13 protein-coding genes, 1 tRNA gene and 1 rRNA gene are annotated in these 13,794 nt (G+C 66.3%); 7 read left to right on the forward strand and 8 right to left on the reverse strand.

Features of this window, described 5'->3' with window-relative positions:
- The first annotated feature begins 18 nt into the window (after window positions 1–18).
- The 6 genes from D3D02_RS06570 to D3D02_RS06595 all read left to right on the forward strand — a co-directional run bounded on the left by D3D02_RS06570 (window position 19) and on the right by D3D02_RS06595 (window position 7,676).
- The gene (locus tag D3D02_RS06570) at window positions 19–2,502 is read left to right on the forward strand and encodes a DUF5059 domain-containing protein (RefSeq protein WP_121569171.1); all 2,484 of its coding nucleotides are present in this window, start codon (window positions 19–21) and stop codon (window positions 2,500–2,502) included.
- Window positions 2,503–2,620: 118 nt separating this feature from the next.
- Window positions 2,621–2,908, forward strand: coding sequence for a hypothetical protein (locus D3D02_RS06575; RefSeq protein WP_121569172.1), 288 nt, complete (start codon window positions 2,621–2,623; stop codon window positions 2,906–2,908).
- Window positions 2,909–2,966: 58 nt separating this feature from the next.
- A complete protein-coding gene (locus tag D3D02_RS06580; protein WP_121569173.1) occupies window positions 2,967–3,197 on the forward strand; it encodes a hypothetical protein in 231 nt (76 codons plus the stop codon).
- Between the two features lie 398 nt (window positions 3,198–3,595).
- Entirely contained in the window at window positions 3,596–4,123 is a 528-nt protein-coding gene (nrdR, locus tag D3D02_RS06585) for a transcriptional regulator NrdR (protein ID WP_121569174.1), read from the forward strand.
- 35 nt (window positions 4,124–4,158) lie between these two features.
- Window positions 4,159–6,672: a ribonucleoside-diphosphate reductase subunit alpha gene (locus D3D02_RS06590; RefSeq protein WP_121569175.1), complete on the forward strand. Its 2,514-nt coding sequence runs from the start codon at window positions 4,159–4,161 to the stop codon at window positions 6,670–6,672.
- An 11-nt stretch (window positions 6,673–6,683) separates the two neighbouring features.
- Window positions 6,684–7,676, forward strand: coding sequence for a ribonucleotide-diphosphate reductase subunit beta (locus D3D02_RS06595; RefSeq protein ID WP_121569176.1), 993 nt, complete (start codon window positions 6,684–6,686; stop codon window positions 7,674–7,676).
- Window positions 7,677–7,703: 27 nt separating this feature from the next.
- On the opposite strand, the gene D3D02_RS06600 is transcribed toward D3D02_RS06595, so the two are convergent.
- Window positions 7,704–8,498 carry a hypothetical protein gene (locus D3D02_RS06600; protein ID WP_121569177.1) on the reverse strand — a complete coding sequence of 265 codons (795 nt, stop codon included), beginning with the start codon at window positions 8,496–8,498 and terminating at the stop codon, window positions 7,704–7,706.
- Between the two features lie 195 nt (window positions 8,499–8,693).
- Here D3D02_RS06600 and D3D02_RS06605 point away from each other — a divergent pair, with 195 nt between their 5' ends.
- Window positions 8,694–9,731: a zinc-dependent alcohol dehydrogenase family protein gene (locus tag D3D02_RS06605; RefSeq protein ID WP_121569178.1), complete on the forward strand. Its 1,038-nt coding sequence runs from the start codon at window positions 8,694–8,696 to the stop codon at window positions 9,729–9,731.
- A gap of 24 nt (window positions 9,732–9,755) precedes the next feature.
- Here D3D02_RS06605 and D3D02_RS06610 read toward each other — a convergent pair whose 3' ends face one another.
- The 7 genes from D3D02_RS06610 to rrf all read right to left on the reverse strand — a co-directional run bounded on the left by D3D02_RS06610 (window position 9,756) and on the right by rrf (window position 13,787).
- A complete protein-coding gene (locus D3D02_RS06610) occupies window positions 9,756–10,370 on the reverse strand; it encodes a VOC family protein (protein ID WP_121569179.1) in 615 nt (204 codons plus the stop codon).
- Between the two features lie 93 nt (window positions 10,371–10,463).
- Window positions 10,464–10,625, reverse strand: coding sequence for an HVO_2142 family zinc finger protein (locus D3D02_RS20600; RefSeq protein WP_158599324.1), 162 nt, complete (start codon window positions 10,623–10,625; stop codon window positions 10,464–10,466).
- Between the two features lie 143 nt (window positions 10,626–10,768).
- Entirely contained in the window at window positions 10,769–11,617 is an 849-nt protein-coding gene (locus D3D02_RS06615) for a hypothetical protein (protein WP_121569180.1), read from the reverse strand.
- Between the two features lie 117 nt (window positions 11,618–11,734).
- Complete coding sequence (locus D3D02_RS06620; protein WP_121569181.1) at window positions 11,735–12,376, reverse strand: helix-turn-helix domain-containing protein; 642 nt, start codon at window positions 12,374–12,376, stop codon at window positions 11,735–11,737.
- Between the two features lie 71 nt (window positions 12,377–12,447).
- On the reverse strand, window positions 12,448–13,350 hold the full coding sequence (locus D3D02_RS06625) for an alpha/beta fold hydrolase (protein ID WP_121569182.1): 903 nt from the start codon (window positions 13,348–13,350) through the stop codon (window positions 12,448–12,450).
- A 136-nt stretch (window positions 13,351–13,486) separates the two neighbouring features.
- Window positions 13,487–13,562: transfer RNA gene (locus tag D3D02_RS06630), tRNA-Cys, on the reverse strand.
- Between the two features lie 103 nt (window positions 13,563–13,665).
- Window positions 13,666–13,787 (reverse strand): 5S ribosomal RNA (gene rrf, locus D3D02_RS06635).
- Window positions 13,788–13,794 lie beyond the last annotated feature (7 nt).

Genomic DNA, 13,794 nt, shown 5'->3' on the forward strand with positions numbered 1-13,794 from the left:
TAGGTGGGCCTAAACTATATGGCTCCACGAAGACGCGACCTCCTGTCGGCGAGCGCAGCAATGCTCACCGCGGGGCTCGCAGGCTGCAGCGGACTCCAGGGCAGTGATGAGACTGCGGCGGAAACACAGAGCGCGGCCGAGACGACGACCGAGACGTCGGCGTCGGCCGGCACAGCGACCACCAACACCGCCGTCGCGGCGGAGTGGAGCGCCTACCGCGCTCGCGTGTGGGACGCGCTCGCGCTCGGCGTCGCCGGCGAACCCGGCTCCGGTTCGCGGGTCGTCCAGAACACGTTCGCCCGGTTCGAGGGCGCGAACGGCGAGTACGGCGCCCACGAGATGCTCGAAGCCACGGGCGAGAAGAACTACGCCGGCTTCGAGGGCGCACTCGGGAGCCTCCGTAGTGACGGACTCGCAGCCGGCGATCTTGACCGTGCTCGCGAGGCGGCCTCCCGCGCCGATAGCGCGCTCGCGAACGCGCAGCGGACCATCGTCGACGGCGCAACTGCGGACGCGCTCGACCTGCAAGTACTCGGCGCGGCCGCACAGAACGCTGCGATGGCCGCAGCGGTCGCCGACGTCGGGGCCGCCGGTACCGTCGCCGAAAACGTCCGGAGCCGATTCGAGGACTCCGCGGCGTACGAGGCAGTAGAGGAAGCGAGCGGCGACGCCTACGAGCGCTTCGAGGCCGCACTCGAAGGGATCGTCTCGGCCGCACAGAGCGGCGACGTCGAGGCCGTTCGCACCGAATCGGGCAACGCGCTCACCGCAGCACTGGACGGCAGTTACGCCGTCGCCGCGGCGGAAGCGGGAGCCGGCACCGGTCACATTGCCGCACTGCAGGCGCGCGGCTGGGACGCTGCGGCACTGGCGGGAGCGGGCGGACCGCCGACCGCGTACGCACACGCCGCCGCGCTGACCGTCTACCGAGCGCGTGTCCACGACAGCGCGTGGCTCGCAGCGCAGGGCGCGACCGACCGCGCGGCGACGATGGCCGGCGACGTGTTCGCGCACTTCGAGGGCGCGCGAGCGCACGAAGCGCTCGAAGCAGCCGACGGCGACGCCTACGAGGGCTTCGAGAGTGGACTCTCGGCGCTCCGCACGGCGATCGAGGCGGAGAACGCGAGTGACGTCGACGACGCGCTCGGGACAGTCGACTCGAATCTCGTCGCCGGCATCGGGGCGCTCGTCGGTGAGAACGCCCCCCTGCTCGAATCCGGCTTCTTCCGGATCCGGGTCGCCGACGCGCGCGAACGCTACCGTCAGGGCGAGACCGAGGTCGCGGCGTCGATCGCGGAAGACCTCTTCGAGCGCTTCGAGCGGAACGAACTCGACGTCCACGAGACGGTCGAATCCACCAGCGAGGAACTCTACACCCGGTTCGAGGAGGAGCATCTCAGCGGGCTCATCGACGCGTTCCGGAACGGCGACGACGACGCGGTCGCGACCCACTACGACGGCGTCCAGTCCACGCTCTCGGAGTTCGAGTCGGCTGCCGGCTCCGCGACGACGGTGAGCGGTGTCGAAGCCGGCTATATGGCCGGCCGCGCCTTCGACGCCGCCGCACTCGACGCGCTCGGCAACGACACTCGGGCAGAGGCCATCGGACAGGCGGCCTTCCAGCACTTCGAGGCGGGCGCGGGCGGCTACCACGAGGCGCTCGAAGCGGCCGACGAGTCGCTGTATGAGTCCTTCGAGGGTGAGTTGGAGGCGGTCATCACCGCGACCGGCGCGGGCGAAGACGTGTACCCGCCGGCGAAGCAGTTCAACGGCGAGGCCGTGGCGTCGATGTACGCGATCGTCGGCGGTGGCGGCGGCGGATCACACACGGACGCCGCGAGCACGGTGATGCACGACACCTTCGCACACTTCGAGGAGGCCCGTGTCCACGAGATGCTCGAAGACGCGGATCGCAACGCCTACGAGACGTTCGAGGCAGAGCTGGACGCGTATCTCACCGCGCTCGACGAGGACGGCGACGTAGGTGCCGCCGCCGACAACTTCGCCAGCGCCTCCCAGTACGCCCAGTTCGCCCTGGTCGACGGCGTCGAAGACGTCCCAGTCGACCTCCAGTTGGCCGGCGGGAGCGGCTCCAGCGGCGAATCCGGCCACGGTGGCCACGGCGGCTCGGATCTACAGGGCGGCCCGAACGTCGTCGAGGGCGTTCCCGAGGACGCCGACCACGTCGTCGATATGACTGCTGTCGCCTACGAGCCGGCCGAGCTCACAATCTCGGCGGGAGACAAAGTAGCCTGGAAGTACGCTGCTGGCGAGGCCCACTCGGTGACTGCCTACGAGGACAAGATTCCCGAAGGAGCGAGCTACTGGGCGTCCGGCGGCTTCGAGTCCCAGTCCGCGGCCGAAACAGGCTGGGACGAAGGCAAGGGGGCCGTCCAGTCCGGACACTCGTACGTCCACACGTTCGAGACGACCGGGACGCACGAGTACTTCTGCATCCCGCACGAGGCCGCCGGGATGGTCGGGACGGTCGTCGTCGAATAGCGGCCGGGTGAGGAAGCAGGTGCGAGGTGTCCAGTAATTCGGCCGTCGCCGATGAATCAAACTTGCCGAGCCAGAGGCCGATGAGGTCACCGACGAACCGACACGCACACGCCAGAGGATGACAGACCCGTCGCTCACGGAGCTCCGCGCGCAGATCGAGGCACTCGCGAGCGACAGCGGGCGCTACGTGGTCGTCTGCGGACGGACGGGTGAACAGCCGATACCCGTCGCCGGTGCTCGCTTCGTGACCCGAGAGGTGGCCGAACGCGCCGCCCGGGCGGCCGAGCAGTACCGGAGAGCGCTCCGTCGCTACGACGACCGCCTCCCCTACTACGACCTGATCGCCGTAGAGGACGCTGCGTCTGAGGCAGCGACCACAGAGCGGGTCGTCGGACCGACCACGTAGCGGTGTCGTGACGGGCGGACCCGCGCCGTTAAGTACGTTCCCGCGGTTACTGACCACAATGGCCGAGAAGCGCGCGACGGTCACGTGCCCCGAGTGCGACCTGACAGAGACATTCGACAAACTCGCGACGGCGCGAGAGTTCATCGAAACCCACCGTACCGAGACCGGCCACGACGCGACGTGGGAACTCCATCGCCTCGCTTCGGGCGTCGAGCGCGCGGGCGAAGAGGCGGGCGTCTGCGGGCGTCCCGCGTGCACGACCGAGGACTCGCCGCTGTATCAGGGCTAGCGGCCTGCTCGCCGGTCAGGCTGACGCGACTCTCTGACGCTCGATTTCTCTGCGGTCGTCGAACGGCTCGCGCTGCGTCCGAGAGCGTCGCCTGCCGTCGGCAGTATGCCCTCATCAGCACGTAGTCAGCTACAGTAGCATTTGCACGTCTTCACGCACCCGATCGTTCGACAGCGTCTGATCTAGTGCGCAATCAGTTGCAAATGCTACGATAGCAATTTCGGCACCACCGGTGAACGCGATCTGTCTCACCGAGACCGAATACAACCAGAATTGTTCTATGGCAACTGCGTTGGGAAACGTTTATGCAGGGGTCGTCGAATACGACATAGTGCGGCCGAGATAGCTGACCCACAATATATGGGATTAACCGCCTGGAGGGACGACGAGTGACAACTATGGAGTGCCCGGACTGCGGTCACGACCGGACGAGCGTGGTGGACACGAGAAGCGGCGCGGACGGGACGACCGTGCGGCGTCGCCGCGAGTGCAGTCGGTGTTCCTTCCGGTTCACCACCTACGAGCGCCCCGAGTGGGAGACGCTCCAGGTGAAAAAGCGGGACGGATCGATCGAGCCGTTCGACCGCGAGAAGATCAGAGGCGGCATCGAGCGCGCCGTCGAGAAGCGCCCCGTCACAGACGACGAAGTCGACCGACTCGTCGCGGAGATTCACGCGGACATCCGGGATCGAGGGACGCGCATCGTCTCCTCGAAACTCGTCGGCGAGTTGGTCTCCGAGACGCTTCGGGAGGTCGACTCCGTCGCGTACGTCCGATTCGTCTCGGTGTACAAGGCGTTCTCCGACCCCGAGGAGTTCGTCCGCGAGCTCGATCGGATCATAGACGAGGAACTCGACGGCGGGGAAGTGATCACAGACGATGCGGATTCGGGTCCGGATTCGCCACCCGACTCGGAGGCGGACTGAGACCCGAGCGATACGCAACTCAGGAGTTAGATAAGATGGCTAGCGCAACAGCGACACAGGACGCAGCGATACGAGAACTACTCGACCGAGCGCGGCGCGGACAGACCGACATCGTCGACGACGACACCGCCGCCGACCTCGTGCGGGAAGCCGAACGCGACCTCTACGAGGGTGCATCCCGCGACGAAGTCTACGAGGCGCTCATCAACGTGACGACCGCCCGGATCGAGCGCGATCCCGCGTACAAGCGCGTCGCGGCCGTGCTCCACCTCGATCGGTACTTCGACGAGGTGACGGGCCAGGAGCCGATCGACCTCCTCGGAACGGAGAGCGAGGAAACCACAGACGACACGGGCACGAGCGACCGTGACGGCGCGGCCGACTACGACGCGCTGTACCGGGACACGTTCGTCGCGAACGTCGAGCGCGGCGTCGAGGAGGACCTGCTGGACGAGCGGATGACCGACGGTCGGTTCGAGCTGGACGAACTGGCGGACGCGCTCGTGCTCGACCGCGACGAGACGTTCGAGTACCTCGCGGCGTCGACGCTGACCCAGCGGTACTTCATCCGGATCGAGCAGGACGGCGAACCGCTCGAACTGCCGCAGGCTTTCTGGATGCGCATCGCGATGGGCCTCGCGCTCGAAGAAGACGACCCCCAGGAGCGCGCGCTGGAGTTCTACGACGTCCTCTCGCGGCTGCTCTTTACGCCCTCGACGCCGACGCTGTTCCACAGCGGCACGACGCACCCACAGCTCTCCTCGTGTTACCTCACGACGGTCGAAGACGACCTCGAACACATCTTCGACTCCTACAAACACCACGCACAGCTCTCGAAGTGGAGCGGCGGGCTCGGCAACGATTGGACGAACCTCCGTGCGGGGGGCGCTCTCATCGAGAGCACGGGCGTCGAATCCACCGGAACGGTGCCGTTCCTGAAGATCAGCAACGACGTCACGGCGGCGATCAACCGCTCGGGCAAGCGCCGCGGAGCCGCCTGCGCGTATCTGGAATCGTGGCACCTCGACTTCCCGGAGTTCCTCGACCTGCGGCGCAACACCGGCGACGAGCGCCGGCGGACCCACGATATGAACACCGCGGCGTGGGTCCCGGACCTGTTTATGAAGCGCGTCGAGGCCGACGAGGAGTGGACGCTCTTCTCGCCCGACGAGGTCCCCGAACTCCACAGTACGTACGGCGAGGAGTTCGAGGAACTGTACCGCGAGTACGAGGCGAAGGCCGAAGCCGGCGAACTCCGGCAGTACGAGCGCGTCGACGCCGCCGAACTCTGGCGGACGATGCTCACGCGGCTCTTCGAGACGGGCCACCCCTGGATCACGTTCAAGGATCCGAGCAACGTCCGCTCGCCGCAGGACCACGTCGGCACCGTCCACTCCTCGAACCTTTGTACGGAGATCACGCTCAACACCAGCGCCGACGAGCACGCGGTCTGTAACCTCGGAAGCGTCAACCTCGGGAATCACATTTCCGGCGACGGACTCGACCGCGACGCCCTCGCGGAGACGATCGAGACCGCGATGCGGATGCTCGACAACGTCGTCGACCTCTGTTTCTACCCGACCGACGAGGCCGAATACTCCAATATGCGCCACCGACCCATCGGCCTCGGCGTGATGGGCTTCCACGACGCGCTGATGCAGGTGGGCGTCCCGATGGGATCGGACGGCGCGATCGAGAAGTCGAACCGCTGGCAGGAGTTCGTCTCCTATCACGCGATCCTGAACAGTTCGCGCCTGGCCAAAGAGCGCGGCACCTACGAGACCTACGAGGGGAGCAAATGGGACCGCGGTATCCTCCCGCACGACACCGTCGACCTGCTGGAAGACGAACGCGGCCGCGAGATCCCGACCGACCGATCGGAGACCCTCGATTGGGGGCGCGTGCGCGACCACGTCGACGAGCACGGGATGCGTAACTCGAACACGATGGCGGTCGCGCCGACAGCGACGGTCTCGACGATCAACGGGACGACCCCGTCGATCGAGCCGATCTACTCGAATCTGTACGTGAAGTCGAATATGAGCGGTGACTTCACGATCATCAACGACCGGCTCGTCGCGGACCTGAAAGCGCGGGGCCTCTGGGACTCGGAGATGCTCGATCGGCTCAAGTTCCACGACGGCTCGATCCAGGAGATCGACGAAATCCCCGACGATCTACAAGAGCTCTACCGCGGGGCGTTCGAGATCGACCCGCGACACCAACTCCAGTTGACCGCCCACCGCGGGCAGTGGATCGACCAGTCGGTCTCACACAACGTCTTCTTCCCCAGCACCGACGGCTCGCTGCTCGACGACGTCTACAAGACGGCGTGGCGGCTCGGCGTGAAGACGACCTACTACCTCCGGACGCTCGGCGCGTCCCAGATCGAGAAGTCGACGCTCGATATGGCCGAGTACGGCCGGACCCAGCGCCGAGGCGTCGGGTCCGCCGGCGACGAAGACGACGACGGACCGGCGGCCGACGATCAGAACGACGACAGCGACCTCGCACGCGTCGAGGATCCGACCTGCGAGGCCTGTCAGTGAGGTGATCGCGGATGCCACTACTCAACCACGACGCGGAACACGATCCGAACAAGATCCTGCCGATCGACTACGACTGGGCTCGCGAGTACTACCGCGACGGCGTCGCCAACAACTGGGTCCCCGAGGAGATTCCGATGCAGGACGACATCTCCCAGTGGAACGGCGACGAACTCACCGACTCGGAGCGACAACTCGTCGAGTGGAACCTCGGATTCTTCTCGACGGCGGAGTCGCTGACGGCGAACAACATCGTCCTCGCGATCTACGAGTACGTCACCGCCCCCGAGTGTCGGCAGTACCTCCTGCGGCAGGCCTACGAGGAGGCGATCCACACGGATACCTTCATCTACTGCTGTGACTCGCTCGGCTTCGATCCCGAGTACCTCTACGGGATGTACGATCGCATCCCAACGATCAGCCAGAAAGACGAGTTCGTCGTCGAACTCACGCAGAACCTCGACGATCCGGAGTTTAGCCTCGACGAGACCGAGGACGTGCGCGATCTCCTCCGGGACCTCGTCGGCTTCTACGTCGTGATGGAGGGCGTGTTCTTCTATGCCGGCTTCGCGATGATGCTCGCGCTGAAGCGCCGGAACCGGATGGTCGGCATCGGCCAGCAGTTCGAGTACATTATGCGCGACGAGTCGCTGCACGTGGGCTTCGGCGTCGATCTGATCAACCAGATCCGCAGGGAACATCCCGACGCCTGGACCGAGGAGTTCGGCGCGGAGGTGCGCGACCTGATCGAGACGGCCGTCGACCTCGAACAGGAGTACGCCCGCGAGGCGTGTCCCGAGGACGTCCTCGGGATGGGCCCAGAGCAGTTCTCCGAGTACGTCGAACACGTCGCGGACCGCCGGCTCGGCCAGTTGGACCTCGAAGCGAGCTACGGGACGGACAACCCCTTCCCGTGGATGAGCGAAGCCGTCGACCTGAACAAAGAGAAGAACTTCTTCGAGACGCAGGTCACCGAGTACCAGAGCGGCGGGTCCCTCGACTGGTAAGACGCCGCCGACGCGCGCAGGGGGCCGTCACCTGTCACCGAGCGCGTCGTCGAGTTCGGCACGTCGCCGCCGACACTCCCGGACGCCACGGAGCAGCGCGTCGAGTGCCGGGTAGGTGACCTCGCGCTCGCCGAACAGGTATTCGACGACCGTGTCGTGGCCGATCCCGGCTTTCACCTCGGTCGCGGTCACGCTCTCCAGCGTGGACTGTCGCTCGCGGATCGCGGCGTCGAGGTCGGCTTCGAGCGAAGCGGCGCGCTCGCGACGCGTCCACAGATCCGCGTCCTCCGACAGGATCCGAACCGACGCGTCGACGGCCGGCAGCGACTGTTCGACGTGTTTCAACGTCTCGATGGCGCTGTCGAGCGAGTCGAGTTCGATCGCCAGCGCGCGGCACATCACCCGACTCTCCGCGAGGCGCTGTTCGACGTGTTCGAGGATGGCTCGCTGGAGCGGTTGCGTGAACCGATTGCCGCCGCCCGTAGACGCGAGCGCGACGGCGACTTCCGTGCTCAACTCGGCGGCCAGCACCGCGCGGACCGTCGCCGATTCGTCGTCGACGTGCGGGACGACGTGCTCCTCGAACGCGGCACGGACGCGACGGCACCGATCGTCGGTCGTCGCCGTCGCGCCCGTCGTCCACCCGGGAGAGGGCGACCCGAGACGCTCGGCGGTGCCACCGGCGCTCACGGGCTCGGTCTCGGCGACTGTCGCGCGGAACTGCTCGAAGCCGCGTCGCTGGCGCTGCGTCTCTCGTCGTTCGTCACGGACCGCGCGACGGGCCGCGGTCAGATCGCGAATAGCGGCGTCGACGTCGGGCACGCTCGGTTACCTCCCCGCTTTCGATTCCAGTCCCGAGTCGCCAGAGCCGCGAGGCCGACCGGAACTCGAACGCTGTGGTGATCGCTCGCTACGCATATTTTAGGTATACCTAAACAATCGCCATAACCGTTACGGAGCGCCGACCGAATCCGCCGCGAACCCCGGCTTTTTCCTCGCGCCGGACGCAGAGCCGGTATGCGCGCAGCAGTGTATCACGGCCCCCGCGACGTCCGAGTCGAGGACGTCCCCGAACCGGAACTGAGCGCCCCCACAGACGCGATCGTCCGCGTGACACACACCGCCGTCTGCGGCTCGGACCTCTGGTTCTACCGCGGCGAGAGCGACCGCGACGTGCCCTCGCGCGTGGGACACGAGCCGATGGGGATCGTCGAAGCCGTCGGCGAGGAGGTCCGCTCGGTCGAACCGGGCGACCGCGTGTTCGCCCCGTTCAAGATCAGCTGTGGCTCCTGTGAGTTCTGCCGGAAGGGACTGCACACCTCGTGTGTGAACGGCGACGGCTGGGGCGGCGACAACGGCGGCGCGCAGGGCGAGAAGATCCGCTGCCCGCAGGCCGACGGCACGCTCGTCCGCGTGCCGGACCGCTACGCCGACGACGAGGACGCACTCCGGTCGCTGCTCCCGCTCACCGACGTGATGGGGACCGGACACCACGCCGCGGTGAGCGCCGGCGTCGAGGCGGGCGAGACCGCCGTCGTCGTCGGCGACGGAGCCGTCGGACTCTGCGGCGTCCTCGCGGCCCGCCGGCTCGGGGCAGAGCGCATCGTCGCCGTCGGCCACCACGAGGATCGATTGGAACTGGCCGAATCGTTCGGCGCGACCGACCTCGTCGCCGAGCGAGGCGATGAGGCGGTCGAGCGCGTCCGCGAGTTGACCGGCGGCGGCGCGAATCACGTGCTGGAGTGCGTTGGCGCGGCCTCGTCGATGGAGACGGCGACAGAAGTCTGTCGCCCGGGCGGCACGATCGGCTACGTCGGCGTCCCGCACGGGCTCGACGGCGGCCTCGATCTGTTCTCGTTCTTCGGGGACAACATCTCGCTTCGCGGCGGGATGGCTCCCGTTCGCGCGTACGCCGACGAGCTGATGGCCGACGTTCTGCAGGGGACGCTCGACCCCGCGCCGGTGTTCACGAAGACGGTCGACCTCGAAAACATCGCCGAGGGCTACCGCGCGATGGACGAACGCGAAGCGATCAAAGTCCTCGTCGAGGTCTGAACGGTAGAGCGTGACTCCGGCGGTTCACTCGACGCCGCCGACGCCCGAGGACGCGTCGGGGAGGTCGTACGGGGTCGCGTCGAGGCCGAGTGTTTCGAGTGCGGCCGCGAGGTGTTCGTCCTGAGCGTACTCCGCGCCGTCCTCGACGCGCAGTTCCTGGGCCTTCGCGAGCACCTCGCCGCGGCGGTCCTCGGGGATGTCGTATTTGTCCGTCGAGAGTTCGATGACGAGGCCGTTGTTGTCGTGGGTGTACAGCGAGAAGAAGATCCCCCGGTCGAAGACGTTGTAACCGCGGCCGTCGTCCTCGAGTGCGGCCGCGACGTCCTCGAAGTCCTCGGGGGCGATGCTGAAACAGAGGTGGTGGACCGACCCGGTCCCGCCGCGCTGCGGGCCGCGGTTCGAATCCCGATCGCCGACGAACACCGTCAGGATGCGGCCGTCGCCGGTGTCGAAGAACAGGTGCGTCTGCGAGGGGTCGTCGAGGTTCGGCTGGCGGAGGACGAGCGGCATCCCGAAGAGGTCGCGATAGAACGCGAGCGTGTCTTCTTCGTTGCTCCCCCAGATGGTGATGTGGTCGGTCCCGGTCGTCTGAATCGGGCTGTCCGGCCGGTCCGCGGTGACGGGCGTTTCGTCGCTCATACCGGAGATAGCATCGCGACCAGCATAAGTATCGGAGTGACACCGGTGTCACCACTGAGTCGTCCACGAAGCGCCGAACCTCGCCTGACAGACTCAGCGATCGACGTCTGTCCCGACGAACGTGTCCCGGCGGTAGCGACACTGCTCACAGAAGAACTGGGCGTAGCCGGCCGGCTGTACCCCGCTGAACGACATCTCGTCGCCACAGTCAGGGCACCACTCGGAGCCGACGCCGGACGGTCGCTGAATCGACATAGTACTGCGAAATAGGGGCTGCTACATTATCCTGTCGATCTTTCATTATAGATAGCCGACAGACCGGTCGATGGCGTCGGTGCACGCGGCAGACGTGCCAGTGCTCGGTGCGGGCGAACCGAAGAGGAAGCGATCGAGCGCGGTTAGTACCGCGAGGGGAGGTACGCGAAGCCGACGAGGAAGATCACCGTCAGGAACGAGGCGATACTGACGCCCCACAGGCCGTTTTTGTGGAGCGTGTACTGGTCGATTTCGGCGTTCTGCTGCTGGAAGCTCTCGAAGTCCTGAGTGAGCTGAAGCGTCGATTCGTCGGCGAAGTGTGCGAGGTACGTCTCGCCGCCAAGCGTGACGTTCGAGTTGTCGCTGACGCCGATCGTGTTCGTCCGCGGGCCCGTCCACGCGAGCGTGACTTCGCTCGTCGTCACCGCGTCGATGGTGCTGGCGTTGCCCTCGTACTGGACGGTGTCGCCTTCGGCGTACGTCCGCGTCTCGGGCTCGGGGAAGTACTCGCTCGCGGGGACGAGTTCGGAGCCGTCGATGACGACGTACTGCGTGCCGTTCTGCGTCACCATCTCCTCACTCGCTGCGGGGTCCTCTTGGAGGATCGCGGTCTCGTTGATGTCCTCGCGCAGGGTGAACGTCGTGGGATCGTCGCCGCTACCGACGAGCACGCGCCACTCGTTCCCGTCGAACGACTGCGTGGAGTTGTTCTCCCACGCGGCGGTGTAGCGCGCGGACTCGTTCGTGTACTGAAGTTCACCCTCGACGACGGTGGTCGCGATTCCGCCGTGACCGCCGCCCTGCTCGGTGGTCGTGATCGTCGAGACGGTGTAGGTCTGTTCGCCGACCTGGAACTGATCGCCCTGAGCGAGTTCGTACTCCGGATTCTCGAACTCGACGTGTGGCGCCTGTGCGGTCGCGATAAGCGAATACGAGGCCGCACCGATGACGATGAAGAGTGCGACGTAAATCGCCGCGGCACGTCGTTGCATATCTCCGGGTTTGGTCACGTGGCGTATAACGGTTACCGTTTTCCGGAAGGCGTTTCCGGGGGCGCGTGCACCGACCACGACGTCGGCGGGGGCGTCAGATCAGACAACGACCGCTCATCACTGCCGCTCGATGTGCCGTTTCACGACCGCTGCCTCCGCTTTGCGCAACAGTTCTCCGGCCGTGCTCGACGAACAGTCGAGGGCGTCCGCGACGTCCGCCACGGATCCCTCCCGCGGAACCTCGTAGTAGCCGACGTCGACAGCAGTCACGAGCGCGGCCCGCTGTCTGTCGGTGAGGCGCGATGGCGCTGCGCGCCGCTCGAACTCGTGGACGTGCTCGATAGAAAGCGTACCGAGCGCGGAGAGTCGCTCGTGGAACGCACTGAGTGCCGTCGGCTCGCCGACGGCCTCGAACCGAACCGCGCCCGTGTCGAGGAAGACGACCGGCGGAAGGAATATCACGCGCGCGTCCACGATCGTCTCCAAGATGGCCGCCGAAAACTCGTAGTCGTCCTGTTGGAGGAACGCGTACGTGCCGTCAGTTCCCTCGACGAAGTGACTCGCGAGGAGCGAGTCGATCGCCTCGGTGGCCGCCGCCGCAGCGTCGCGGTCGACGTCGAGCCAACAGAGGCTCGTCGCGTCCACCGTCGGGCTCCACATCAACAGTTCGGTCCGCGTGAGGGGCGTCTCTGCGACGACCTGTCGCTGGAGCGGGTGGACGAATTCGGGGTACCGGACGGCAAACTGGACGCGTTTCATCTCGCCGTTGGGCCACGTCGTGCTGCGGGACGTATCAATCACGGCGGTTCGCGGCGGGGAGCGCCTAGCCATCACGTCTCGGCGCGATGCGCCGCGAAAGCTTCTGGAACCGCCCGAAGCAACGTGCCGAGGTGGTCTTCACCCTCCAGGACGTGGATGTGAGCCGTCGAAAGTGTGGTTTCGAGGCGGCGAGCATCCGTGATCGGAACGTTCGTGTCGCGGTCGCCGTGCCAGAGATGCACTGGGACGTCGATATCCCCGAATCGGATCTCCCACTCGGTCGAGACGTTCTGAAAATCGGTCACGGCTCCGCACCGACTGTGATCGAACGCTTCGAGAAAGTCGGCTTGCACGACCCTGGCGACCTCTTGCGGTATCGAGCCGGTGACCTCCCCCGCAGTGTACTGATCGACGACGAACGCGGGATCGCGGCGGTGGGCTAGCCACGCGTGCCCGCGAAACAGCACCCCGAGGAGCGTCGGCGTCGTCGACGCCAGCCCCCCCAGGAGACGCTGTGTTAGTGGCACCGTTTCGCTGAGACGCGGCGGCGTCGCTCCGGCGACGAGATGGACGCGACTGACCCGGTCCGGTCGAGCGGCCGCAGTCGCGAGTGCGTACGGACTCCCGCCCGAAAACGCGACGATCGAAGCCGATCCGGCGTCGGCGTCGTCGAGGACGGCACTGACGTACGTTTCGGCGTCGGTGATCGACTGATCCGGCCACGGCGTCGAGCGGCCGTATCCCGGTCGGTCCGGGGCGAACAATCGAACCCCGTGCTCCCGCGCGTCGGCGTCGAACAGTCGTCCCAACAAACGCGAGCCGGGGCTCCCGTGCAAAAACACGACTGGGCGGCCGTCCGGGTCGCCGTACTCGCTGTAGGCGACCTGCTTGTCGGCGGCTATCGATACCGTTCGTGTGCGATCGATCGTGGCCTCGGAACGACGTCCCGGCCGATCGGGGGAGGGTGTCGCCATTGGGTGTCGGTAGTCGTCTCCGCACCGAGAGGTTGGTGCCGGATTCATCCGGCAATTTATGTATTTTGGAGGGGGCGCTCGACGAGGCAGCTGCTCGTGATACTGAACGAGATGAGAGAGTGCCCGCAAAATGCCAAGCCAAGGGCCGGATTTGAACCGGCGATGATCCGCTCTGCAGGCGGACGCGTTCGGCCAGACTCTGCCACCTTGGCGCACCTATCTCTATTCCGTTTCTGCGTTTAAGCCTAGCGGTCCGCTATCGTTCGAAATGAAGAGAGCCCACGAGCGCGTGCTCGTGGGCTCTGAAAGTATGAGTAGAGGCGGCGAGCCAGTGTTCCCAGAGGATCGCTCACTCCAGTACTACCTCGCACGCTGGCAGGCTTAACTTCCGTGTTCGGGATGGGTACGGGTGTCACCCTGCCGCTCTGGCCGCCTTAATGCCGA

Origin of the sequence: Halobellus sp. Atlit-38R (assembly GCF_003665925.1) — an archaeon.
Classification (GTDB): domain Archaea; phylum Halobacteriota; class Halobacteria; order Halobacteriales; family Haloferacaceae; genus Haloquadratum; species Haloquadratum inordinatus.